Source organism: Paraeggerthella sp. Marseille-Q4926 (genome assembly GCF_916618935.1).
Classification (GTDB): Bacteria; Actinomycetota; Coriobacteriia; order Coriobacteriales; family Eggerthellaceae; genus Paraeggerthella; species Paraeggerthella hominis.
In genome coordinates this window covers 61340-83480 of the sequence record NZ_CAKAKF010000003.1, presented here as the reverse complement: position 1 = coordinate 83480, position 22141 = coordinate 61340, and the positions used below count along the sequence as shown (strand labels likewise).

Genomic DNA, 22141 nt, shown 5'->3' with positions numbered 1-22141 from the left:
CCCCGCCCGCGCGCGGCGCGGGCGAGTGAGGTGGAGGGAGCCACATGGTAGCTGAACTGGCCGAGATCGGCCTGCGCATCAAGGGTCTGCGCGAGGCGTGCGACGTCACGCCCGAGGACATGGCCGCCGAGCTTGAAGTGCCGCTGGAGAAGTACCTCGAATGGGAGGAAACGGGCGCTGACGTGCCTATTTCCGCCATTTACCACCTGGCGCACACCTTCGGCGTGGAATTCACCGAGATCCTGACGGGAACCGCGGCGAAGCTGAACACCTACCAGGTGGTGAAGAAGGGGGAGGGCCGCGAGGTCGACCGCTATCCCGGCTACCACTTCGAGGATCTGGCTTGGCGCTACACCGGCAAGATCATGCAGCCTTTGCTGGTGGTGCTCGATCCGTCGGACGAGCCGGCGAAGCTGGTTACGCACACCGGCCAGGAGTTCAACCTGGTCCTCGAGGGCACGGTCGTCGTGACGTGGGAGGACAAGGAATTCGAGCTGCACGCCGGAGACAGCATCTACTTCAACCCGGAGCATCCGCACGGTCAGCGTTGCGGAAGCGACGTGCCCGCCAAGTTCGTCACCATCATCGCGGAGTGACCCGATCCGCCGTTCTCCGAACGGCGGATCCGCTCGACGCTGCGAAGCGCTGCGGCGGCCCATCTTGCCGCTCCAAGCCCTCGTCGCGTACCCACGGTACGCTTCCTCGGGCTTTCACGGCAATCTGAGCCACCGCAGCGCTTCTCGCTGACCTTGCTGGACCGATAAGGCGTGAGAAAGGAAAGCTGCGCCCGTGAATCACATCTTGAAGAAATACTGTCCGCGCATCGAGTTCGATTCGTACGAGGACTTTTACGAGAACTTTCAGATCGACGTGCCCGAGGCGTTCAACTTCGGTTTCGACGTAGTGGACGAATGGGCGCGCGTGGAGCCGGGCAAGCAGGCGCTCGTGTGGTGCGACGACCACGATGCCGAGCATGCGTTCACGTTCGAGGAGCTTGCGCGTCTATCGAACCGCGCCGCTCACGGCTTCGCGCGACTGGGCATCGGCAAGGGCGACGTGGTCATGATGATCCTGCGCCGCCGCTGGGAGTACTGGGTGTGCGCCGTGGCGCTGTGCAAGCTGGGCGCCACCATCATTCCTGCGTCGTTGCAGCTGACGAAGAAGGACATCGTGTACCGTGCGGCCAGCGCGCAGGTGAAGGCTGTCGTGTGCGTGAACGACGAGTACGTGTGCGAGCAGATGGAGGAGGCGCTGCCCGAGTCGCCGTCCATCGCAAATCGCATCATCGTGGCCGGTCAACGAGACGGTTGGACCACGTTCGACCAGCTGATCGAGGGCGAGTCCGACGAGTTCGAGCGCCCCGTGGGCGAAGCCGGCGTCACGAGCAAGGACATCATGCTCATCTACTTCACGTCGGGCACCACCGGCATGGCGAAGGCCGTGTGCCACAACTTCGCGCATCCTCTGGGCCATATCATCACGGCGAAGTACTGGCAGCAGGTGGAGGAGAACGCGCTGCACATGAGCGTGACCGACAGCGGCTGGGCGAAGTTCGGCTGGGGCAAGATCTACGGGCAGTGGATTGCCGGCGCCACCGTGTTCGCCTACGACATGGACAAGTTCGTGCCGGAAAAGCTGCTGCAGAAGATCCAGGATCATAAGCTGACCACGTTCTGCGCGCCGCCCACCATGTACCGCTTCATGCTGCAGGAAGACGTGAGCGCCTACGACCTGTCGAGCGTGCACACGTTCGCCACGGCAGGGGAGCCGCTCAACGCCGAGGTGACGCTTGCGTGGGAGCGGCTGACGGGCAAGAAGATCCGCGAGGGCTTCGGCCAGACGGAGGGCCCGGTGCTGCTGGCGACGTTCCCGTGGATCGATCCGCGTCCCGGCTCTATGGGCAAGCCGTCCCCGCTTTTGAACGTCAAGTTGCTCGATGACGACGGCGTGGAGGTCCCCGATGGCGAAGAGGGCGCGATCTGCGTCACGGGCCTGAAGGAAGCGTATCCGCCGGGCCTGTTCGTAGGGTACTACCAGGACGAAGAGCGTACGCGCGAAGCCGTGGGCGGCGCGTACTACAACCTGCACGACATGGCGTGGCGCGACTCGGACGGGTACTGCTTCTTCGTCGGCCGCAACGACGACGTCATCAAGTGCTCGGGCTACCGCATTGGGCCTTTCGAGGTGGAAAGCGCGCTCATCGAGCATCCGGCGGTGGTCGAATGCGCCGTGACGGCTGCGCCCGATCCCATCCGCGGCAAGGTGGTCAAGGCCACGATCGTGCTCGCTCGGGGCTACGAGCCGTCCGACGAGCTGGTCAAGGAGCTGCAGAACCACGTGAAGCACGTGACCGCCCCGTACAAGTACCCGCGCATCGTGGAGTTCGTCGACGAGCTTCCCAAGACCATCGGCGGCAAAATCAAGCGCAAGCTGATCCGCAACAACGACGGTATCGAGGACTAACGGCGATCGGGCCGGCCTCGTTTCCCGGCCCGATCGGCTTCAACGGCGCTCTCGGAAAGATTGTCGCCCGAAACGTACGGTTTTCGCTTGGAAACCGTACGTTTCGGGCGACAATCGTTTCTACCACAAGCCTGCTGCGTACACGAGGATGCCCAGCATGATGACCGCGAGCGCGATCGCCTTGGGGCGGCTGACCCGCTCCTTGAAGATGAAGACACCGAACACGGTGACGTAGAGGTAGCTGGTCGCCTCGAGCACCGGCGCCATGGACAGCGGGATGCCGCGAAACGACACCACCAGCATGAACGTGGACGCCAACATGAGCACGTATCCGCCGATCACCAGCGGGTTGAGGTATTCCTGCATGAAGCTGCCATGCGGCTTCACCGCTTCTTTCTTGAGCATGACCTGCGCGATGGAACTGACGAACACGCCGAGCGCGCCGATGGCGATGTAGGGGATCATCTCAGCGAAGGGCATGGTCGACCGCCTTCTTCGCCGGTTCGGGCTGATCCGCGTCGGCTGCGTCGGCGCGCGAGTACAGCACCACGCCGGCTACGACGATGGCCGCGCCGAGCACCTTCAGGAAGTTCAGCTCCTCTTGGAAGAAGAGCACTCCCCAAACCAGTCCCCAGAACACCGTGATGGCCCGGTTGGAGAACGCCGTGGTCAACGGCAGGCGCTTTATCACCTGCTGCCAGCCGATGGCGTACAGGAACAGCACCGCCAGCACAGCGGCGTAGAGCAGGTAGAATCGCACGTCGTCGAACGCGAACGAGGCGGCCATCTTGCCGAACAGGTCGGTGAGCGAGTACAGCACGAACAGCAGGTGCAGCGAGACGAACGATTTGAGGTTGACGTGCTTCACGATTACCGACCCGCAGAAGCGAAGAACGCGCACGCAGCTTCGATGACGTGCGCGCGATGCTCTTCGGAAAGCGCGTAGTACAGGGGCAGGCGTACCAGGCGCTCGCTTTCCTTCGTGGTGTGACGATCTTCTCCGAAGAACCTTCCGAACTTCTTGCCCGCAACGGAGGAATGTAGCGGAACGTAATGGAACACGCAGAGAACTCCCTGTTCGCGCATGTGCGCGATGAACGCGCTGCGCTGCTCGAGGTCCCTGCACTTGAGGTAGAACATGTGGGCGTTGTGGGTGCAGTCGGGCGGTACGACGGGCAGCGAGCACGCTTTCGCTTCGGCGTACGGGGCAAGCGCCTCGTAGTAGGCGTTCCAAGTGGCCAGACGGTCGTCGTTGATCTCGTCTGCGCGTTCGAGCTGCGCCCACAGATAGGCCGCGTTCAGCTCGCTGGGCAGGTAGCTCGAGCCGTAGTCGACCCAACTGTACTTGTCCACCTGGCCGCGGAAGAACCGCGACCGGTCGGTGCCTTTCTCGCGCAGGATCTCGGCAGCTTCGTTGTAGGAGGGGTCCTTGGTCAAAAACGCGCCGCCCTCGCCCATGGAGTAGTTCTTCGTCTCATGGAACGAGAAGCAGCCGAAGTCCCCGATAGTGCCCAAGGCTTGCCCTTTGTAGGTGCTCATAACGCCCTGGGCAGCGTCTTCGACCACCAGGATGCCGCGGCTGTTCGCGATGCCGTTGATGGCGTCCATGTTGCACGCCACGCCCGCGTAATGCACGACCACGATAGCGCGAGTGCGCTCGGTAATCGCCTGCTCAACCTGATCTTCGTCGATGTTCATGGTGTCGGGGCGTATATCCACGAACACAAGCTTGGCGCCCGCCAGCACGAAGGCGGTCGCGGTGGACGAGAACGTGTAGCTGGGCAGGATCACCTCGTCGCCCGGCTTGATGCGGCACAGGAGCGCCGCCATTTCGAGCGCGGCCGTGCCGCTTGTGGTGAGCAGGGATTTCTGCACGTCGAAGCGCTGCTCGATCCACTCGCTGCAGCGCTTCGTGTAGGGGCCGTCCCCGCAGACGTTCCCGCTTTCGATGGCGTTTCGGATGTAGTCGTACGCTTGCGGCACGCGAGGCGGCTCGTTGAAGGTGATCATGAGGATTCCTCGCTTTCAGCGGATGCGTTGTCGAAGGTGGCGGCGCTTGGGGCGCCGGGCCTTGCGGGTCGCCAGGAAGCTTCGCCGACGTCCGTGAAGCTTCCGTCGGCTTTGCGGACGTAGACGTGCGGGGCGAAGCGAATGAAGAACCCGGGCGTGAACGACATCGAATAGGCGCCTGCGTGCTTGATGACGATCAGGTCGCCTTCTGCGAGTTCCGCCTCGTTCTCCAGGATGCAGAGCCGATCGCTTTCCATGCAGGTGTAGCCGCAGAGCACTTGGCGCGCCAGGCGGCGCGGGGCGGCTTCGGGATCGTGCCGGACGATCTCGTAGGCGTAGGCGGTCTTCTTCATCTCGTGGTCGATATTGATGCGGGACAAATCGCATGTCACGAATCGATCGTAGGTGGTGTCCTTCGCGTCGAGCACGCGTCCAACGTAGCGTCCGGGGGTGCAGATCACGGCCCCGCCCGGCTCCACCAGCAGCCGCGTGCGTTCGGGGTCGAACGCAGCGGACAGCTCGGCGGCGATGGCCTGGGCGTAAGCGTCGTAGGCTCCACGGTTCGCTTCGCCTCCGCCGAAGAAGCCTCCGCCGATGTCGACGAATTCCAGGTCAAGGTCGAGTTCACGGGCGATGACGGCCGCATGGCGCGCAAGGACGCGGTACACCTCGACCGTGCGGCTGCGTGTGGTCACGTGCATGTGCAGCCCTGCGATGCGCACGTTCGGCCCGATCGCGCGGACGGCCTGCACGGCGCGCGCCAGCTCGCCGTTCTCGTAGCAATAGCCGAAACGTCCGCCCGCGGCTCCCGTGACGGTTTGACCGGGGCAGTGCGACTCGAGGTCGATGCTCGCACGCAGGCCGACGGAAAGCACGCGATCGGTCGTGCGCGCGATCTCCGCAAGCCAGCGCAGCTCGCGCGCCGAGTCCAGGTTGACCAGGCTTCCCTGCTCAAGCGCCGATTCGAAGCGCGCCCGTCCCTTGATGGGCCCGTTGAAGACGATGCGCTGCGGTTCGAATCCGCATGCGAGCGCCAATTCGTACTCCTCGTCCGAGACGGCTTCCGCCATGCAGCCGCACGTGCGCGCCGTGCGAAGAATCCAGGGCAACGGGTTGGTCTTGATCGAGTAGGCAACCTCGGAGGCGGGACTCCAATGCGCATGCAGCGCGCGGGCGAAGTCGTGGAAGTTGTCCGCCAGCTCCGTTTCGTCGAACACGAAGCAGGGCGTTTCCAGCTGGAAGAGGGATTCGTTCATCGAGAGGCTCCTTCGCCGATTTGGTTCTCGGACGAGACGTTGCAGCGAGTCCTGATCAGAAACTGGGGGTTCTTGTTGGTCGTCATGAACAAGCGGCCGACGTATTCCCCGATCACGCCCATGAACAGCATGATGACGCCCGAGCACACCAGCATGGTCACCATGACCGAGGCCCAGCCCATCGGCATCGTGGGGTTGTGCAAGCGCTCGAAGAACAGCCAGATCGCGCCCACGAGGCCCGCACCGCCCATGAGCAGGCCCAGCACCGAAGCGATGCGCAGCGGCGTTACCGAGAAGTTCAGGATGGTCGACCACAGTCGCAGCAGGCTTTTCAGGGTGTATCCCGACTGGCCTTCCGCGCGGTCGTAATGCTCCACTTCCACGTTCACTATGCGGTCGGTCGTGCGGAATACGAGGCCCTGCACGTACACCGAGGCGCTTGAGTACTCGACCATGACGTCGCTCACGCAGCGGCGCATGATCAAGAAGTTGCTGTCGGTGACGCCTTTCGGGCATCCAGCCAGCACGCGGATGGTGAACATGGCGAAGCGCGAGCCCAGCCTGCGGTACCAGTTCTCCCGATGCTGGCGAAAGGCGGCGAACACCACGTCGACGCCGTCTTCCAGGCCCGCGATGAGCGCGAGGCATTGCGACGGGTGCGTCTGCATGTCGTCGTCCATGAGCATGACCGCGTCTCCGCTCGCCTCGCGCAGACCGGCCATGATGGCGTTGTGCTGACCGAAGTTGCGCATGAGGTCGATGCCCTTCACGCGCTCGTCCTCGGCGCATAGCTTCGAGATCTCCCGGAACGTTCCGTCTTTCGATCCGTCGTTGACCAGGATGAACTCGTAATCATAGCCGGCATTGACCAGCTCGGTGCGGGTCATGCGCACCACGTCGCCAATCATGCGCTCCGAATAGTAGCAGGGGATGACAACGGATATGTTCATGAGACAGGCTGCTCCTTCGCAGTTGTTTCGCTCGCTTGTGATGCGCGGCAGGCGCTGGGAAGCCGGTTGGGCACGGCGAGGTCCTTGCCGTCGGGGTCGGCGATGGAGAAGCTTTCGAACATCCGCGCGCTTGCGGCGTCCAGCTCGCCGTACGACTCCGCTGCAAGGAACGCGCGCGCGGCATAGGGCTGTCCGCCGCGCGCGTTCTTGACCGTTTGCCCTGGTGCGTAGTACAGAAGGGTCTCCTGCACGCAAGGGCCTTGCAGCGCGGCTTGCGCGGCGTCAAGGCTTGCCACGATGCCGTCGCGCGCGTGAAAGTACAGCCCGCAGCTGCATTTCGGCATGGAGCGCGCGTCGTGGGCTTCAAGGCGGCGTGCAAGGGCGTCGCGGTCGAGCGCCGTGTCAAGCAGCAGATCCTCCACGGACAAGCCGGACGCGTATTCCAGCAGCTCGTGCTCGTAGCCGAACACGCGGCCCGTCACCTCGCATACGCGTATGCCCGAGTCGGGGGACCAGAAGAACTGCATGCATAAAGGGCCGTGCTCGATCCCCGCGAACTCGACGATGCGCTGCGCGTATGCGAGCGCATCGGGCAGGACCTCGTCGGTGAAGCGACTCGGGTACACGATCCTGCTGACGTGGGGAAGATCCTCGAACGCGCACACGGTCTTTTCGCGGTCGGCTACGGAAACGGGGAACACGCGCCCGTGCGACGCCCAGGTGATCATGTTGAACTCGTGCCCGCCGTTGTACTCTTCGAGGACCACGCTGTTCGCGCGCCTCGATTCCTCTGCAACCGAGGCAGCCGATTCGATCGCTTCGACTGCGGTGCGCACGACGCGGACGCCGTACGAGCCGTAGGCATCGACCGGCTTGATGACGCAGGGGAAGCGCAGGGACTCGCACGCCCGTTCGACCTGGTCGAGCGGCATGACGCAGCTGTTCGGGTAGGGCACGCCCAACTGGTCGAACATGTTCTTCATGAGCTGCTTGTTCCTGAGGAATTCCAACTTGTCCAGCGAACAGGGGGCGGGAAGGCCCGCCGCATGCGCAACGCGGCAGCCCTCTTCGAACAGCACGTCGGAAAACGAGGTGATCAGCGCGTCGACGGCTTCGTCGCGACATAGGTTGACCAAGGCTTCGGTGTCCGTGACGGGAATCGTGAACGAGGCATCTGCATGCGCGCGAGCGGGGCCGTGCTCGTAGCCGTCGGCCACGAGCACGCGACAGCCGCGTTCCTTGGCGCGTTGCACCAGAAGCGCGAACTCGTCCATCGAGCCGAGTATCAAAAGGGTTTTCCGTTGGTCGTGCATGGGGTTACCTCGAATTCCGTTCGTGCTCTTCTTGCCGCTGCGGGCTTGCCTGCACGTCCGCGCGCGCCGATGCCGATGCGGTCGTCTGCGCGCGCCGTACGCGGGTGCTCAGGATGCGACGCACGAGCGCCAACCCGGCAAGCGCGGCCAAGCCGATGCCCGACAGGATCATGCCTTCTCGCAGGCCCGGGGTCAGGTAGCGCAGCTCGATCTCGTGATGGCCGGGTTCAAGCTCCAAGGCCATGAACGCGGTGTTCGCCCGCTTGATTTCGGCGGGCTTTCCGTCCACCGTGGCGGTCCATCCCTTCGAGTACGGCACGCTCAAGAAGAGGGCTTTGGGCTTGCTTGCGTCGATCGAGGCCGTGATCTCGTTCGTGCCGAACTTCAAATCTTCTACCGGGTCGGCTTTCAACGCATCGATGCGGTTCGACATGTTTTTCACAGGCTGGCAAACCACCGACATGTTCGTGAAGCGATAGTCTCCCTTGAGGTCGAAGTGCAGCGTGATCGATGTTTGGGGCTCTTTCGAATACCCCATGTTGACCAGCCATTCGTCCTTGCCGCCGTACAGATGGGAGGCGTTCGTGTAGTTGTCGATCTGGCGCATGCCGGGCGCTTTGTCGGAGCCGAGCCCGATATTGTAGCGTCGGGGTTCGGTCCAGTTCATGTCCTTTTGAAGCAGAAGCGCCTTGCGGAACCAGGCGAGGTTGTCGAATTCCCCTTTGCGCTTGGACTCTTCGACAGGCGACACGCCTTTGAAGTGCAGTCCGTCGACGTAGAAGTACGTCTCGCTGTTGGCGATGCCTTCGAAGCTCAAGGTCAGCGTCGCTCCCGGTTTCAAAACGCGTATCACGCCGTCTTCCACCGAAAGGCCGTTGCTTGCCGACACGACGGAGGGCACCGTGCGGGATTCCTGCTTTCTGTCGGTTGCGGGAAGCGACGACTCGTCGAGCACCACGCCCTGCAGCAGCGCTTCCTGCCGCTGGGCGGGGGAGAGGGAAAGGTACTCGCTGCGGGGAACGTACGAATCGTAGGCGAAGGCCAGCGGCAGGACGTTGGATCCTTCGTGCACCTGGTACGGGATGTCGCGCACGACGCCCGACGCTACGATCTTGTTCGGATCGTCGTACAGGTACACCGGGGGAAAGCCCGCTTTGGTGCTCAGGTAGTATTTCACGCCCATGAGCGACTCCAGGATTGCTCGGCCTCCCAGATCGTTGTACGAGAAGTTGATGTTGGTCCTGTTGAGGGCAAGCTCGGTATGGAAGTCGTCGATGGCGCTGTTGTACGAGCTGTTGTAGAAATCGAAGCCCTTGAGCCCCAGCACCAAGCTGTCGTTGCGCGTGCGCTCGATGGCCGACGAGCTTCCGTCGTAGCGCCACAGCCCGGGAGCGTTCAGGTCCGAGACCAGGTGGTTGGGGGAGTCGGACGTGATGCGGGGGTAGGCGTAGCCCAACGGCGACGAGAGCTTGCCCACGCCGCCTTCGTCAGGGGATACGAAATAGAAGGCGTTCACGGTCAGGCCCGCCGTCAGGCAGCAAACGACGGCCATCCGTCGCGTCTTGGCCGCCATGCCCCGTTGCGCCACGACGAACAGGGTGGCCGCCAAAACGACACCGGCGGCCAGCATGGCCTCGGTGCGCATGGGCGCCACGGCGAAGACGATGGCCCCGTAGGCGATAGACGCGATGACCAGCACCTTTACGGATCGCTTGTCAAGATGGAGCATGCTCGGAAGCATGCGGGCCACAATGAAGCAAACCACCAGGGCGTAAGCCCATACCCAACGGTTGGTGGCGTAGTTCATGCCGTTGAGGAAGCTTCCGACGGCAGGGACCATGAGCATGATGGTGCCTGCGACGAACGCGATCTTGAGCGACGTGTTCTGCCGGCGCTTCGAAAAGAGCAGGACGCAGGAAAGAAACGCCAGTCCGCCGAACCCGATGTAGCAATCGCTCCCGACGCCCGCCATGCTCAGGAACCCGGATGCGAGCGAGGTGTAGTAGTGATGCGAATAGAACAGCGGGACGGTGACCGAGTTGTCGGTGAATCGCTCAAGTCCAAACAACCCGACAAGCGAAGGAACCAGCGCGAAGCAGGCGATCAAAACGCCGATGGCCAGGAGGCCGAAAAAGCGTAGGGTCCAACCAAGGAAACGCACCGCGTTGACGCTTTTCTGCGTTTGGAAGACGCGCACCGCGCAGTAGGGGAGCAGCAGCAAGCACGCCATGTACGAGAAGTAATAGGATATGATGAAGAATGCGGCGACTGCTGCGATGAACGTGTAGGGCCGCTCTTTCGCGATCACCTTTTCCACGCCGAGCAGCAGCAAGGGGAACAAGACGAGCGGCCACGCTCCAGCCGGCCAGTAGGCAACCGCCATCGCGGTGCCGCACAGCGCGTACAGCAAGGCGCCTACCAAGGTGGGGAACCGCCCGATTTTGAAGCGCAAGGCAAGAAGCGAGAACGCAGCTCCGGCCAGGTACAGGCGAAACACCACAAGGAATTGGAAGAGGTATTCCGAATAGCGTTCCGGGCACAGGCCGGAAAGCAGGTTGAGCGGGTCGAAGAACGTGTCGAGCGTGGAGGGAACGTCCATGCCGTAGCCCAGTTCGTGCACCCAAAGCGGAATCTGGAGCCCTTGCCCGGAAAGCAGGTTGCTGACGATTTCCCTCAGCCATTGGCCTTCGTACACGAAGAAGGGATAGTACTGCTCGATGCCGTCGATGTTCCAGATCAAGGCGCGGCCGTTGGACGGGTAGACGAACAACGTGATGAACGCTACAACGATGAAGGCCGCCGTGTAACAGCCGAAGTAGACGCGTCGTTTGCGGGACGGGTCGTTTCCCTCCCAAGCGCGTATGTGCTGCTTTTTGCGCTCGACCCTGCTTCGCAGGCTCGAAGATGCTCGATCCGTGGTTTTGGAGGGCGCCAAATTTGCTCGCTTCTGATATGGAACAATATTCTCGATAAAGTGCACGATTTATCCAATTCTATTCTACTACGGATCTTCGGAACGGAACTCGTGGGAACCGGTCGTTTCCGATTTGTAATTTGCAGTTTGGAAGCGGGCGCGCCTCTCGCTTCCGCAGCGGCTCGGTCTTTTCGTCAAGCGGTTCGCCGTCGAGAACTTAGCTGCGAGCTAATGCTTTTATCGGTACGTTTCCCTAGCATATGCGGCATCTGCCCAGTGAAGGTTTCAAAAACCTCATGAAGAAAGGAACCATATGCGCGAATATCGAAGCTCCGAATACCCGGACGGCATGGGCCGAATGCGGGTCCATGCCCTTCCTCTGCCCTTGTCCGCCATGGCGGTGGCGGGATTTGTCTTGAGCATTGTTGCGCTTGCGCTTTCCGCCGTGCCCATTATCAACAACATCGCGTTTCTTCTTGTGTTGCTGGGCTTGCCGTTCTCTATCGTTGGATTGGTGGCTGCGAACCGCAAGACGAAAAGAGGGAAGGCTTTGGCGATAGCCGGCATCGTGCTTTGCTCGCTGTCGCTCGTCGTCGTGATCGCGTCGCAGAATGCGTACAGCACCGCTGTTGAGGAAGCGTTTTCGGGGCCGAGCGTAACGGGCTCTTCCGATTCGGCTCAGCTGCAGGGCGCTCAGGAGAATACAGCTTCCGCACAAGGGGCTGACTACAGTTCCATGGCGGTTGGCTCGGCAGCCGATTTGAGCAATGGACTGACGGTGAGCGTCGATTTCGTGCAAACCGGACTGGTTAATTACGATGGATCGCCCATTACCGGCGTTACGGTAACCTACGTCAACAAAGGATCGAGCGAGGCGTCGTTCAACATGTTCGACTGGAAAGGCCAGGATGCGAACGGCGCGCAGCGCTCGACAACGGTTTACATGAATGGCGAGAACGCTCTGAGCAGCGGAACGCTTGCGGCGGGAGGAACGGTTTCCGGCAACGTCTACTTTGACGGCGATGTTTCGAAGGTCCTCTACTACTCGTCGGTTTTCAGCAAGAGTTCCCAGGTGGCATGGAATATCTCGTAACGAGGGCCTGCCGTGTTGCGAGGATGCGGGATACGTGCTGATACAATGGAAGCAAGGAAGAAGCGAAAGAAAAGGAAGCGTCGCGTGAAGGAGCCTCTGACCGAAGAACTGCTCGAAGAGCTTCTCGAGGCTCCCGATCCGATACGGTTCGCCGAAGAGAACCACATTGCCACGCGCAGTCTTTCGGATTACTTGGAACAGCTTCTTGACGAAAAGGGTCTTGAGCGGGCTCGCGTCGTTCGAGAGGCGGGTTTGAACGAGACGTTCGGCTATCAGATATTCATGGGCCAGCGAGGCGCTTCGCGCAACAAGGTGCTGCAGCTCGCCTTCGCCATGCGCTTGTCGCTTCGCGAGGCGAACAGGTTGCTGCAAGCTGCCGGATCGAACGGGCTTTACTGCAAGAATCGACGCGACGCGATAGTCATATTCTGCCTTGAGCGCGGGCACAGTCTTCAAAAAACCGATGAAGAGCTGTATCGCTTTGGGGAAGAGACCATTTGCTGACGGGCCGCTGTTCGCTATGGTCCGCTTCCGATCCTTCGGGATCTGCTACCATGGGTTTCACTATGCATGATGAATTGGCCGAACACTTGAACGCGCTCGAGCGGGACGAGTGCTACCGCGTCGACGCGGTTTTGAAGAACGCCGCTCACGAAGTGACCGAGCGGGTATTCTTCGTCGGCGCGAACGGCGCCGAACTCGGCCCGTTCGTCAGGAAGCGGATCGATCGCGCATCCGGCTTGGGAGCCGCCTATCGCAACATGTGCCGCGCGCAAAGGTCGGGCCGCCGTTTCCGCTATCTTCCGCGCATTATCGAATGCTGCGAGGCGGGCGGCGAGTTCGTCGTGATCATGGAGCATGTGGATGGGGAGACGCTTTCGGACGTCGTGTATCGCTGCGATCCTTCCGTAGCCCTCGCCTGTGACGTGTTTCCACGGCTGTGCGACGCGGTTGCGGAGCTGCACGAAGCGTTCGATCCCCCGATCATCCATCGCGACCTCAAGCCTTCGAACATCATGCTCTCTCAAGATAGCTTGACCATCATTGATTTCGGCATTGCGAGATCGTTCAAGGAGGATGCCGAAGAGGACACCTGTCGTTTCGGGACGAGAGCCTATGCCCCTCCCGAGCAATTCGGGTTCGGTCAGACCGATGTGCGCAGCGACATCTACGCGCTGGGCATGCTCTTGTACTTCTGCTTGGCCGAGAAGACGCCCGACGCGAAGGTGCGCAAGGCGAAGTTTCGATCGCCTTTGGTTCCCGAGCCGTTTCGTCAGGTGATCGAGCGCGCCGTTTCGTTCGATCCCGAGGGTCGCTATGCGAGCGTGTCGGCTCTCAAGCAGTCGTTTGCCGACGCGTTGTCGGAGTTTTGCGAAGTGGACCAGGCTCGGCCCGCTTCGGCGGCGACGCGCTCGGCGACGGGGTCCTTGGGAAGCGGGCAGGTTGCGCCTTCGGATGGGAAGGGCGGCGGCTTTGCGCGCATTGGCCGCGCGCTTTCGAAAATCCCGCGGTGGGCGGGCATTGCGTGGGACGTAGCGCTGGCCGTCTTGTTCGCGGCTTTGAGCGTTATGTGCGTCTTGCTGACCGTAGATGCTTCCTTGGGCTCGGCGCAGTATGCAGCCGCTCCTCTGTGGTTGCGCGCGGTTTCTTACGGAAGCCTTGATCTGCTTATCGTGGCGCCGATCCTGTTCGTCTTGAGCGATAGGCGTCCTTTGCGGGCGCTGTTCCCTCCGCTTGAGCGCATAGCGATCGAGCGCGACATGGCCGTATCCCTTGTCGTGGTGGTTATCGGCTTGATCGTGTTCTTTTGGACGGGGTCGCAGATTCCCCCTATCGATAGCATTCGTTGACGAATGTGCCGACCCGATCGGACGAGCGACGGCTTCGATTGGCGGCGCGGAGCAAGGGCTTCCGAACGTGAAATGGCGGAGATGCGTGCGAATCGAACACACCCGAGACGTTCTGCGCGCCTCACAACGGCTTTGAAGGCCGCGGGGCCCACCAGGACCCATCCATCTCCCCATGAAAGATGCGCCGGAACCGGCGCATCGCTATAATACCGCAACTTGATCGGAGCACGCCGACGTTTAGGCGAAAACCCCACATCTACCCGTTCAGGACGCGAACGTCTCCTTCTCGACGCGTCACGCCGTTCGCGTCGAAGTACTCGAGCAGGGGGATGGCGTACTTTCTGCTGGTTTCCATGGCGTCCTTCAGCTCGGCGGCTGTTGCCGGACCGTGCGCCAGCCGGTTTCTCACGGCTTTCTCGAAGGCTTCGAGCGCCGCTGCGTCGAAGCAGAAGTCTTTTCCGACCCGTCGCGCAAGCCCTTGCTTTTCCAAGATTCCGAGCGCCTTGTACCCGAGCGAGGAATCCAGGTCCGCGTGGCTTACAAGGTCGGCGATGGTCGGCGGGGCCCCTGCCGCGCTCGCGAGCGCATCGCCCAGCTTTTTGGCCGCTTGCTCCTCTTTCATGCGCGCACCCGCGCCTGCGCGCGGGTGGCTGACCTCGCCGCCCGCCACCACGGCGGCGCCTTGGGCGACTGCGTAGGCCAGCAGCGCGTCGAAGCAGGCGGCGTCTGCGCGCGGCAGGCTTCTTTGCCGCAGGGCGTCCTTCGCGATTCCCGTGGAATCGGGGTTCTGGGAATGGAACCTCAACAGCTCGTTCTCGATGGTCGAGCGCGCTTTCTGCAGCGTCTGCGCGCTCGCGTAGCGGGTTTGCGGGCCGTCTAGGCGCACGGCTGCGCGCTTGGTTGCCAGCGCTTCAAGCTCGCGCGCGGCCTGCGACGCTTCCAGCCCCGAGGCTTCCGCCAGCTCGTTGGCCAGAATGGGCAGCGTCGCCAGGGAGAATGCCGCCTGGGCCACGGCCGCTTCGTCGTCGGCGCGCAGCGCTTCCAGCAGATGGCGGGCAGGCTCGGACAGCGTGGTGGTGCGGCGGGGGTGCGCGCGCAGAATCACGCCGCCGCCTATGACGTGCACCGGGGAGTAGGAGCGGATGACGAAGCGGTCCCGCCATGCGGCGGGCAGGGGCTCGTCGAGGCGGATCTGCGCGAGCGCGCGCTCTCCGGGCGCGAGGCTCGTCCGGCCCTCCATGAGCAGCACGCGCGCCGTGACCTCGCGCGTTCCGTGGGCCACGTGCACGCGCGAGCCGCTTTCCAGGGGCTTCGCGTCTCGGCCGGGAATTCCCAGGTAGGTCAGGTCGGCGTCGAAGCGGTCTGTCGGGCGCATCGCGCCCGGCGTTGCCAGGAAGTCGCCCGGACGCACCTCGGCCGTCGAGAGCGCGTTCAAGTTCAAGGCCACGCGATGGCCGGCTTTGGCGCGCTCGACCGGGCTTCCATGCACCTGGATGCCGCGGATGCGCGTGCGCAGGCCGCCGGGGAGCACCTCGACCTCGTCGCCGACGGACGCTTCTCCGTTCCAAAGCGTGCCCGTCACCACGGTGCCTGCGCCTTTGATGGTGAAGGTTCGGTCGACGGGCAGGCGCAGGTGCGCGCCCTTTTTGACCCGGGACGTGGCGCGCGCGGCGCGAACCAGCTCGTCTTTGAGCGCGTCGAGCCCACGTCCCGTTCGGCTGGAAACGCGTACCACGGGCGCGTCCGCGTACGGCGTGGTCTCAAGGCGGCTGCGGATCTCGTCGGCCATGAACGCCGCCCATTCGTCGTCGACCAGGTCGATCTTGGTCAGCGCGACGACGACCGATGAAATGCCCAGAAGCTCCAGTACGGCAAGGTGCTCGACGGTCTGGGGCATGACACCGTCGTCGGCCGCGATGCACAGCAGGGCCAAATCGATGCCCGTGGCGCCAGCGATCATCTGGCGCACGAAGCGCTCGTGGCCCGGAACGTCCACCACGCCCATGGTCAAGCCTCCGGGCAGGGAAAGCTGCGCGAAGCCCAGCTCGATGGTGATGCCGCGCTTCTTCTCTTCGGACAGGCGGTCGGGATCGGTTCCGGTGAGCGCGAGCACGAGCGACGACTTGCCGTGGTCGATGTGCCCGGCGGTGCCCAGCACCAAGTCAGGGTGCGACGGCGTGCTCATGAGCAAGTCTCCTTCCGTGCGTCCAGGTTGTTGAAGTAAGCGCCCAGCGATTCGGCTATCGCGGGAAGGTCCTCTTCGCTCAAGGTGCGGGCGTCGAGCAGCACGCACTCCTTCTTGATGCGGCCCACCACCGGAACGGGCGCGCGCTTCACCAGGTACTCTTCGCATTCCTGCGCACTGCCCTGCAGGAACGACACGCGTACGGCGAACGTGTCGATGTCGCACATGGGAAGCGCTCCGCCGCCGGCGCGCCCGGTTTCCGGCACCACGTCGACGCGGGCGAAGCGATCGGCTACGGTTTTCGATACCTGTTCGCTCAGGCGCTCGGCGCGCGTGCGGACGACGGCTGCGTCCTCCGAGAGCATGCGAAGCGTCGGGACGGCCTGCATGGCTCGCTCGGGGTCCAGGTAAAGGCGCAGCGTCGCCTCGAGCGCGGCAAGCGTCATCTTGTCCAGGCGAAGCGCGCGCGCGAGCGGGTTCTTCTTCAGGCGGTCGATGTGGCGCTTCGAGCCCGCTATGATGCCCGCCTGCGGGCCTCCGAGCAGCTTGTCGCCGGAAAACGAGACCAGGTCGACGCCCGCTTGCAGCGATTCGGCCACCGTGGGCTCAGCGTAATCGCCGAAGCAGTCCAGTCGCAGAAGCGCGCCCGACCCCTGGTCTTCGTAGACCATTACCTCGGGAAGGGGCGGCGTCTGCGGATTGGCGCGCCGGCGTTCGTTCTCGGCGTCGGCGATGCGTCGCAGCTCGCGTATGCCCACGCTTTCGGTGAACCCGACCATGCGGTAGTTCGAGGGATGCACCTTCAGCAGCATGGCGGTGTCCGGGCCGAGGGCGCGCTCGTAATCGGCCGGATGGGTCTTGTTCGTGGTGCCCACTTCCACCATGGCCGCGTTCGACAGCGCCATGATGTCGGGAATGCGGAAGGATCCGCCTATTTCCACAAGCTCTCCGCGGGACACGACGCCCTCGTGCCCTGCGGCGAACTCCGTCAGCACCATCATGACGGCGGCGGCGTTGTTGTTCACGGCGATGGCCGCTTCCGCCCCGGTCAAGGCGCAGATCAGATGCTCTACATGATCGTGGCGGCTGCCGCGCGCAAGGGCGTTCACGTCGTACTCCAGCGTGGAGTACCCGCGCGCCGCTTCCACGACGGCCTCGACGGCTTCCTCGGCAAGCGCGCTGCGTCCGAGGTTCGTGTGGACCACCACGCCCGTGGCGTTTATCACGCGGCGCAGCGACGGCGCAAGGTTGGCGAGCGCGCGGGCGCAGGCGTCGTCCGCGACGGCGTTCGCGTTCACAGCGGTTCGGCGGCCCGCCAGCACCTCCTGGCGCGCTTCGTCGATGGATGCGCGGGCGCAGTCGGCCAGGATGCGTCGGGGCAGCAGCGTATCGAGCGCGCGCAGCTGCGGCGCGTTGAGCGTTTCCTCCACCTGCGGGAGGGTTCGGAGTATGTCTTGAACGGAAGCGGGTTTCATGGACTGCCTTTCTTTGACGCGCGTGGATCGCGTAAGAGTATACCAAGGCGCGCCCGCGCGCGGCTCCTGGGCCAAGAACCGGCTTGCGGGGCCGCGTCGGCGGTCGGGGCGGCTCGGTTCGGAAGGCTTCGGGGCGCACGAAACGACCTTCCGCAAGCCTTTCCGCCAGATTTCCCGTAGGCGCGGTGCGACGAATGTGCAACAATGCGATGTTGTTCGGTGATCGGGCCTGCAACAGGCTCGGACGGTGAGGAATCAAGGATGAACGGCAACGGTGCTGCGGCCTTCGCCGGGCGAGCGGCGCGTTGTCGGCGACGAGAGAAGGGGATGCGGGCTCCATGAACGTGAGCAACGAGGATTTGAGGGCTCTCAAGCCCGACGCGCTGTCTCCCGCGGAGACGGCGTTGAAGGCCGAAACGCTTGGCAAGACGAAGGCGGCCATGCCGTTGGGCAAGTGCTTCGTCTCGGCGATGCTCGCGGGCGCGTTCATCGCGCTCGGCGGCCTGTACTTCTGCGTGTTTTTGGGCGATCCCGCCATGCCCTTCGCCGTGCAGCGCATGGTGGGCGGCGTGTGCTTTTGCCTGGGTTTGGTTCTGGTGCTGTGCTGCGGCGCCGAGCTGTTCACGGGGAACACGCTTTTGATCTGCGCTAAGGCTTCGCGCAAGATCAGCTGGAGCGCTACGTTGAAGAACTGGACCACAGTGTGGATCGGAAACCTGGTAGGCGCGCTCGTCATCGTGGGGATGGTGTACATGGCGCAGGTGTTTCAGATGAACGGCGGCGCGGTGGGCGAAGCCATGGTGAGCATCGCCGCCGGAAAGGTGTCGCCCGACTGGATCACGCTGTTCTTCAAGGGCATTTTGTGCAACGTCTTGGTATGCTTGGCCGTGTGGATCGGCTTTTCGGCGCGCACGGTTGCCGATAAGGTTCTGGGAGTGCTTCTTCCCGTGTCGGCGTTCATCGCCTGCGGGTTCGAGCACTGCGTGGCGAACATGTTCCTGCTGCCGTTGGGGTTCGTTCTGAACGGCATGGGCTTCGGCGCTGCGGACGCGGTCACGCTAGGCGGGATGCTGGCGAACCTGTCGGCGGCTACCCTTGGCAACATCGCGGGCGGCGTTCTGGTGGGCTTGGCGTACTGGTTCATTTACCGGAAGAAGGAGTCTTAATTGGAGCAAGTTGACGCGCGCGGGCAGGCGTGCCCGCTGCCGGTGGTACGCGCGAAAAAGGCGCTCGCGGCTATGGACGCCGGTCGGCTGGAAGTCCTCGTGGACAATGCGACGGCCGCGGACAACCTGGAATCGCTCGCCCGCGCCCTCAAGTGCACGGCGCACCGCGAGGATCGTGACGACGGGGCGTTCGCGGTGACCTTTTCGAAGGGCGCGGTTGCTGCGGGCGCTTCGCAAGCTGCTCTTGCGGCGGAGCCTGCTGCGGTTTCCGATGCCGGGGCTGCAAGCGCGGTCGTCATCGCGTCAGAGTTCATGGGGTCGGGCGACGACGAGCTGGGCGCGGTGCTCATGAAGGGCTTCGTGTTCGCGCTGACGCAGCTCGACCAGCTGCCTTCGACGGTGCTGCTGTACAACTCGGGCGTGAAGCTGGCGTGCGAAGGGTCGGCTTCGCTCGAGGATTTGACCGCGCTGCAACGCGCGGGGGTCGAGGTTATGAGCTGCGGGACCTGCCTGGCGCACTTCGGCTTGACCGAGCGTTTGGCGGTGGGAGAGGTTACCAACATGTACGCCATCGTCGAGAAGCAAGCGGCTGCCGCTACGGTGATCAGGCCGTAATCGGCTGCGGCAAGGAAGGAAGCGCGCCATGATCTACCTGGACAACGCCGCGACGACCGCGCGCAAGCCGCCCGAGGTCGCGAAGGCGGTCGCCCGCGCCATCGACGGGTTCGGCGGTGCGGGCAGGGGCGCGCATGGAGCTTCGCTCGATGCCGGGTTGGCGGTCTTTCGCGCCCGTGAGCGCCTTGCGCGCCTTCTGGGCGCGGCGGGTCCGTCGCGCATCGCCTTCGCCTGCAACGCCACCGAGGCCCTTAACGCCGCCGTGCTCGGCCTTTTGGAGCCAGGCGCGCATGCGGTTACCACGGCGGCTTCCCACAATTCGGCGCTGCGGCCGCTGTACCGCATGCAGGACGAGCACGGCTGCGGCTTGTCTATCGTTGACGTGGGGCGGGACGGCTCCCTCGATTACGACGCCTTCGACGCCGCGTTTCGCCCGGACACGAAGCTTGCCGTGGTGACCCATGCCTCGAACCTGACCGGGGACGTTTACGACATCGCCCGATTGGCCCGCATCAGCCACGATCACGGCGCCCTTCTGGTGGCGGATGTTGCCCAGACGGCCGGTTTGCTCGACATCGACATCGAGCGCGACGGCATTGACGTTGCGGCGTTCACCGGGCACAAGAGCCTGTACGGCCCGCAGGGCACCGGCGGCCTGGCGGTGGCCTCGCATGTTGAGGTCAGGCCGTTCAAGGTTGGCGGCACGGGCGCGCGCAGCTACGACAGATCCCAACCTGCTCAGATGCCCGACCGTCTGGAGGCGGGCACGCTCAACGCCCATGGAATCGCAGGGCTGGAGGCGGGCTTGGCCTACATCGAGGAGCGGGGCGTCGCGTCGCTTGCCGCCCAAGCGACCCAGCTTGCCCGACGGTTCGAACGCGGCGTGCGCGCCGTTGCGGGCGTGCGGGTGTACGGCGGGGGCGGCGATGCCGGCAGGTGCGGGATCGTCGCGCTCAACGTGGGAGCGTGCGACTCTTCAACGGTGGGCGACATCCTGAACGCCGAGTTCGGCATCTGCACGCGTGCCGGCGCCCACTGCGCGCCGCTCATGCACGAGGCATTGGGCACGCGCGAGCAGGGTGCGGTGCGGTTCAGCTTCAGCTCCTTCAACACCGAGGCCGACGTGGACGCGGCGATTCGCGCCGTGGTCGAAATAGCGGCGGAGGTCGAAGGTCGATGAGGAGCAAGACGCCGAAGGCGGTTGCGACGTTCGCGTCTTCGAGCGATGCGCTGGCCGTGGAGTCGCAGGCGCGCGACGGCGGAATTCCCGGTCGAGCCATTCCCGTGCCTTCGGAGATAGCGGCTGGCTGCGGCATCGCCTGGTGCGTTCCGGCGGCAGAGCGCGACGTGCTCGAAGCCGCGCTGCGGGAGCGCGGCTTGGCTTTCGAGGGCATGCACGAAGTCTACCTGTACTGAGGGCGACGAGCGGTTTCGGATCGACGTTGCTCGACGCGTGCTCAAATCATCCTGATGCGTCCCGCTTCGCCCGCTTCCACCCAGCCGATGCGCGAGGGCGCGCGCCCCGTCCTTCGCTCGAACGCTTCCGAGAACGCGTCGGCTTCGTTTGGGCTGACGGCCACCAGCAGGCCGCCTGAGGTTTGCGGATCGCACAGAACGCCCATGCGGTTGTCGAATTCCTCGTCGTCCAGGCCCTCTGAAGACACGTACGCGCTGGCCCACTCGATGATGCCGAAGCTCTTCCCGGGTCGGCAGTAGTCGCAGGAAAGCTGGTACACGCCGTCGAACAGGGGCAGCGCGTCCCAGTCGAGCCGGGCGGCAGCCCCGCTTGCGGCAAGCATCTCGTGAAGGTGCCCCGCCAACCCGAAACCGGTCACGTCGGTGGCGGCGTGGACGTTCGCTTGGAGCATGGCGCAAGCGGCGTCCTTGTTGAGTTCCATCATGGAGTCAATGACGGGCCGCATGCCCGCTTCATCGACCAATCCGGCGCGATAGCCCGCGTTCATGATGCCCGATCCCAGCGTTTTGGTGTAGAACAGCACGTCGCCCGGCTGCGCCCCGCCGTTGCGCACGATGCGGTCGGGATGCACGGTTCCGAAAACCGAAAGCCCGTATTTGGGCTCGTCGTCTTCGATGGAATGGCCGCCCACCACGAACGCTCCGGCTTCGCGCACCTTGTCGGCCCCTCCGCGCAGCACGTCGCTTACCACGTTCGTGCCCAAGCTGCAAGGGAACGCGAGGATGTTGAGCGCCGTCAAGGGCTTGCCGCCCATGGCGAACACGTCGGAAAGAGCGTTCGCCGCTGCGATGGCTCCGAATTCGTAAGGGTCGTCCACGACGGGCGTGAAGAAATCCAGCGTGAGCACGGCGGCCGTTTCGTCGTCGAGACGGTACACGGCGGCGTCGTCGGACGTGTCGAATCCCAGCAGCAGATCGGCGTCGGGCGGCGGCGCGATGTCCTTCAATATGGCTTCGAGGTCACCCGGACCCCACTTCGCTGCTCAACCGCCTTTTTCGGTCAGGCGGGTTAAGCGTATGCGCTCGGTTTCGCTCATGATGCGTCGCTTTCTGCTCATCGGCCGCCGCGTCGGGCGGCGCGTTTCGGTCGAGTATAGCATGGGCGGCGAACGGCGACGCGCGTACCCGCCGGGCGAGCGTCGACCTGGGGCTGACGGTGGGATTCGCGCCCGCGGCGCCGAGACGCGACCCGGAAGCGAGCTTCGCAGAACCCGGCTCCGCCCCGGTTTCGCTCGTTCTGTCAAAACGGGCGAGTTTTGCTGGTCCTCGAATCAGGATAAAAGGTGCTGGCAAGCTCATGACCAGGTGCGATGCAAAACACCTTCAGCCGGCAGTTTCTTCAAAGGCGGAAAACCGCCGCAAAACTCGTCCGTTT

General features: G+C 63.7%; 19 protein-coding genes and 1 tRNA gene. 9 read left to right on the top strand and 11 right to left on the bottom strand.

Translation table 11 applies throughout. The annotated features are described in order from the left end of the window. Window positions 1-44: 44 nt before the first annotated feature. Both LG373_RS05465 and LG373_RS05460 read left to right on the top strand, forming a co-directional pair. A complete protein-coding gene (locus LG373_RS05465) occupies window positions 45-596 on the top strand; it encodes a helix-turn-helix domain-containing protein (RefSeq protein WP_216528555.1) in 552 nt (183 codons plus the stop codon). Window positions 597-789: 193 nt separating this feature from the next. Then, a complete protein-coding gene (locus tag LG373_RS05460; protein WP_114565745.1) occupies window positions 790-2463 on the top strand; it encodes an AMP-binding protein in 1674 nt (557 codons plus the stop codon). Between the two features lie 120 nt (window positions 2464-2583). On the opposite strand, the gene LG373_RS05455 is transcribed toward LG373_RS05460, so the two are convergent. From LG373_RS05455 to LG373_RS05425, 7 genes are read right to left on the bottom strand one after another with little or no spacing between them, the layout of a single operon-like run. Then, window positions 2584-2943, bottom strand: a complete 360-nt coding sequence (locus LG373_RS05455) for a multidrug ABC transporter (RefSeq protein WP_225749241.1) — start codon at window positions 2941-2943, stop codon at window positions 2584-2586. Beyond that, window positions 2930-3331 carry an EamA family transporter gene (locus LG373_RS05450; protein WP_225749240.1) on the bottom strand — a complete coding sequence of 134 codons (402 nt, stop codon included), beginning with the start codon at window positions 3329-3331 and terminating at the stop codon, window positions 2930-2932. The genes LG373_RS05455 and LG373_RS05450 overlap by 14 nt, the downstream gene beginning before the upstream one ends. A 2-nt stretch (window positions 3332-3333) precedes the next feature. After that, on the bottom strand, window positions 3334-4473 hold the full coding sequence (rffA, locus tag LG373_RS05445) for a dTDP-4-amino-4,6-dideoxygalactose transaminase (RefSeq protein ID WP_114565744.1): 1140 nt from the start codon (window positions 4471-4473) through the stop codon (window positions 3334-3336). Continuing rightward, complete coding sequence (locus LG373_RS05440; RefSeq protein WP_225749239.1) at window positions 4470-5729, bottom strand: hypothetical protein; 1260 nt, start codon at window positions 5727-5729, stop codon at window positions 4470-4472. Before LG373_RS05440 ends, rffA begins: the two co-directional genes overlap by 4 nt. Next, window positions 5726-6679, bottom strand: a complete 954-nt coding sequence (locus LG373_RS05435; protein WP_114565743.1) for a glycosyltransferase family 2 protein — start codon at window positions 6677-6679, stop codon at window positions 5726-5728. The genes LG373_RS05440 and LG373_RS05435 overlap by 4 nt, the downstream gene beginning before the upstream one ends. Beyond that, on the bottom strand, window positions 6676-7992 hold the full coding sequence (locus LG373_RS05430; RefSeq protein ID WP_225749238.1) for an acetyl-CoA carboxylase biotin carboxylase subunit family protein: 1317 nt from the start codon (window positions 7990-7992) through the stop codon (window positions 6676-6678). Before LG373_RS05430 ends, LG373_RS05435 begins: the two co-directional genes overlap by 4 nt. A gap of 4 nt (window positions 7993-7996) precedes the next feature. Beyond that, window positions 7997-10927 carry a YfhO family protein gene (locus LG373_RS05425; protein WP_225749237.1) on the bottom strand — a complete coding sequence of 977 codons (2931 nt, stop codon included), beginning with the start codon at window positions 10925-10927 and terminating at the stop codon, window positions 7997-7999. A gap of 292 nt (window positions 10928-11219) precedes the next feature. On the opposite strand from LG373_RS05425, the gene LG373_RS05420 reads away from it, so the two are divergent. The 3 genes from LG373_RS05420 (at window position 11220) to LG373_RS05410 (ending at window position 13849) form a co-directional block, all read left to right on the top strand. After that, window positions 11220-11999 (top strand): DUF4190 domain-containing protein, encoded by a 780-nt coding sequence (locus LG373_RS05420; protein WP_216528549.1) that lies wholly within the window; start codon window positions 11220-11222, stop codon window positions 11997-11999. A gap of 84 nt (window positions 12000-12083) precedes the next feature. Then, window positions 12084-12503, top strand: a complete 420-nt coding sequence (locus LG373_RS05415; RefSeq protein ID WP_216528548.1) for an XRE family transcriptional regulator — start codon at window positions 12084-12086, stop codon at window positions 12501-12503. Between the two features lie 62 nt (window positions 12504-12565). Then, on the top strand, window positions 12566-13849 hold the full coding sequence (locus LG373_RS05410) for a serine/threonine-protein kinase (RefSeq protein WP_225749236.1): 1284 nt from the start codon (window positions 12566-12568) through the stop codon (window positions 13847-13849). Window positions 13850-13922: 73 nt separating this feature from the next. On the opposite strand, the gene LG373_RS05405 is transcribed toward LG373_RS05410, so the two are convergent. The 3 genes from LG373_RS05405 to selA all read right to left on the bottom strand — a co-directional run bounded on the left by LG373_RS05405 (window position 13923) and on the right by selA (window position 17509). Beyond that, a tRNA-Sec gene (locus LG373_RS05405) sits at window positions 13923-14019 on the bottom strand. Between the two features lie 86 nt (window positions 14020-14105). Then, window positions 14106-16034 carry a selenocysteine-specific translation elongation factor gene (gene selB, locus LG373_RS05400; protein ID WP_225749235.1) on the bottom strand — a complete coding sequence of 643 codons (1929 nt, stop codon included), beginning with the start codon at window positions 16032-16034 and terminating at the stop codon, window positions 14106-14108. Continuing rightward, a complete protein-coding gene (gene selA, locus LG373_RS05395) occupies window positions 16031-17509 on the bottom strand; it encodes an L-seryl-tRNA(Sec) selenium transferase (RefSeq protein ID WP_225749234.1) in 1479 nt (492 codons plus the stop codon). The genes selB and selA overlap by 4 nt, the downstream gene beginning before the upstream one ends. A 338-nt stretch (window positions 17510-17847) precedes the next feature. Between selA and LG373_RS05390 the strand changes: the two genes are divergently transcribed. The 4 genes from LG373_RS05390 to LG373_RS05375 are packed head-to-tail and all read left to right on the top strand — an operon-like array spanning window position 17848 to window position 20706. Beyond that, entirely contained in the window at window positions 17848-18675 is an 828-nt protein-coding gene (locus tag LG373_RS05390) for a formate/nitrite transporter family protein (RefSeq protein ID WP_216528544.1), read from the top strand. Next, window positions 18676-19290, top strand: a complete 615-nt coding sequence (gene yedF, locus LG373_RS05385) for a sulfurtransferase-like selenium metabolism protein YedF (protein WP_114565735.1) — start codon at window positions 18676-18678, stop codon at window positions 19288-19290. Window positions 19291-19318: 28 nt separating this feature from the next. Further along, the gene (locus tag LG373_RS05380) at window positions 19319-20470 is read left to right on the top strand and encodes an aminotransferase class V-fold PLP-dependent enzyme (RefSeq protein WP_225749233.1); all 1152 of its coding nucleotides are present in this window, start codon (window positions 19319-19321) and stop codon (window positions 20468-20470) included. Then, window positions 20467-20706, top strand: a complete 240-nt coding sequence (locus LG373_RS05375; protein ID WP_114565733.1) for a DUF3343 domain-containing protein — start codon at window positions 20467-20469, stop codon at window positions 20704-20706. Before LG373_RS05380 ends, LG373_RS05375 begins: the two co-directional genes overlap by 4 nt. Before the next feature lie 41 nt (window positions 20707-20747). Here LG373_RS05375 and selD read toward each other — a convergent pair whose 3' ends face one another. Further along, window positions 20748-21803, bottom strand: a complete 1056-nt coding sequence (selD, locus tag LG373_RS05370; protein ID WP_225749232.1) for a selenide, water dikinase SelD — start codon at window positions 21801-21803, stop codon at window positions 20748-20750. Window positions 21804-22141: the final 338 nt, after the last annotated feature.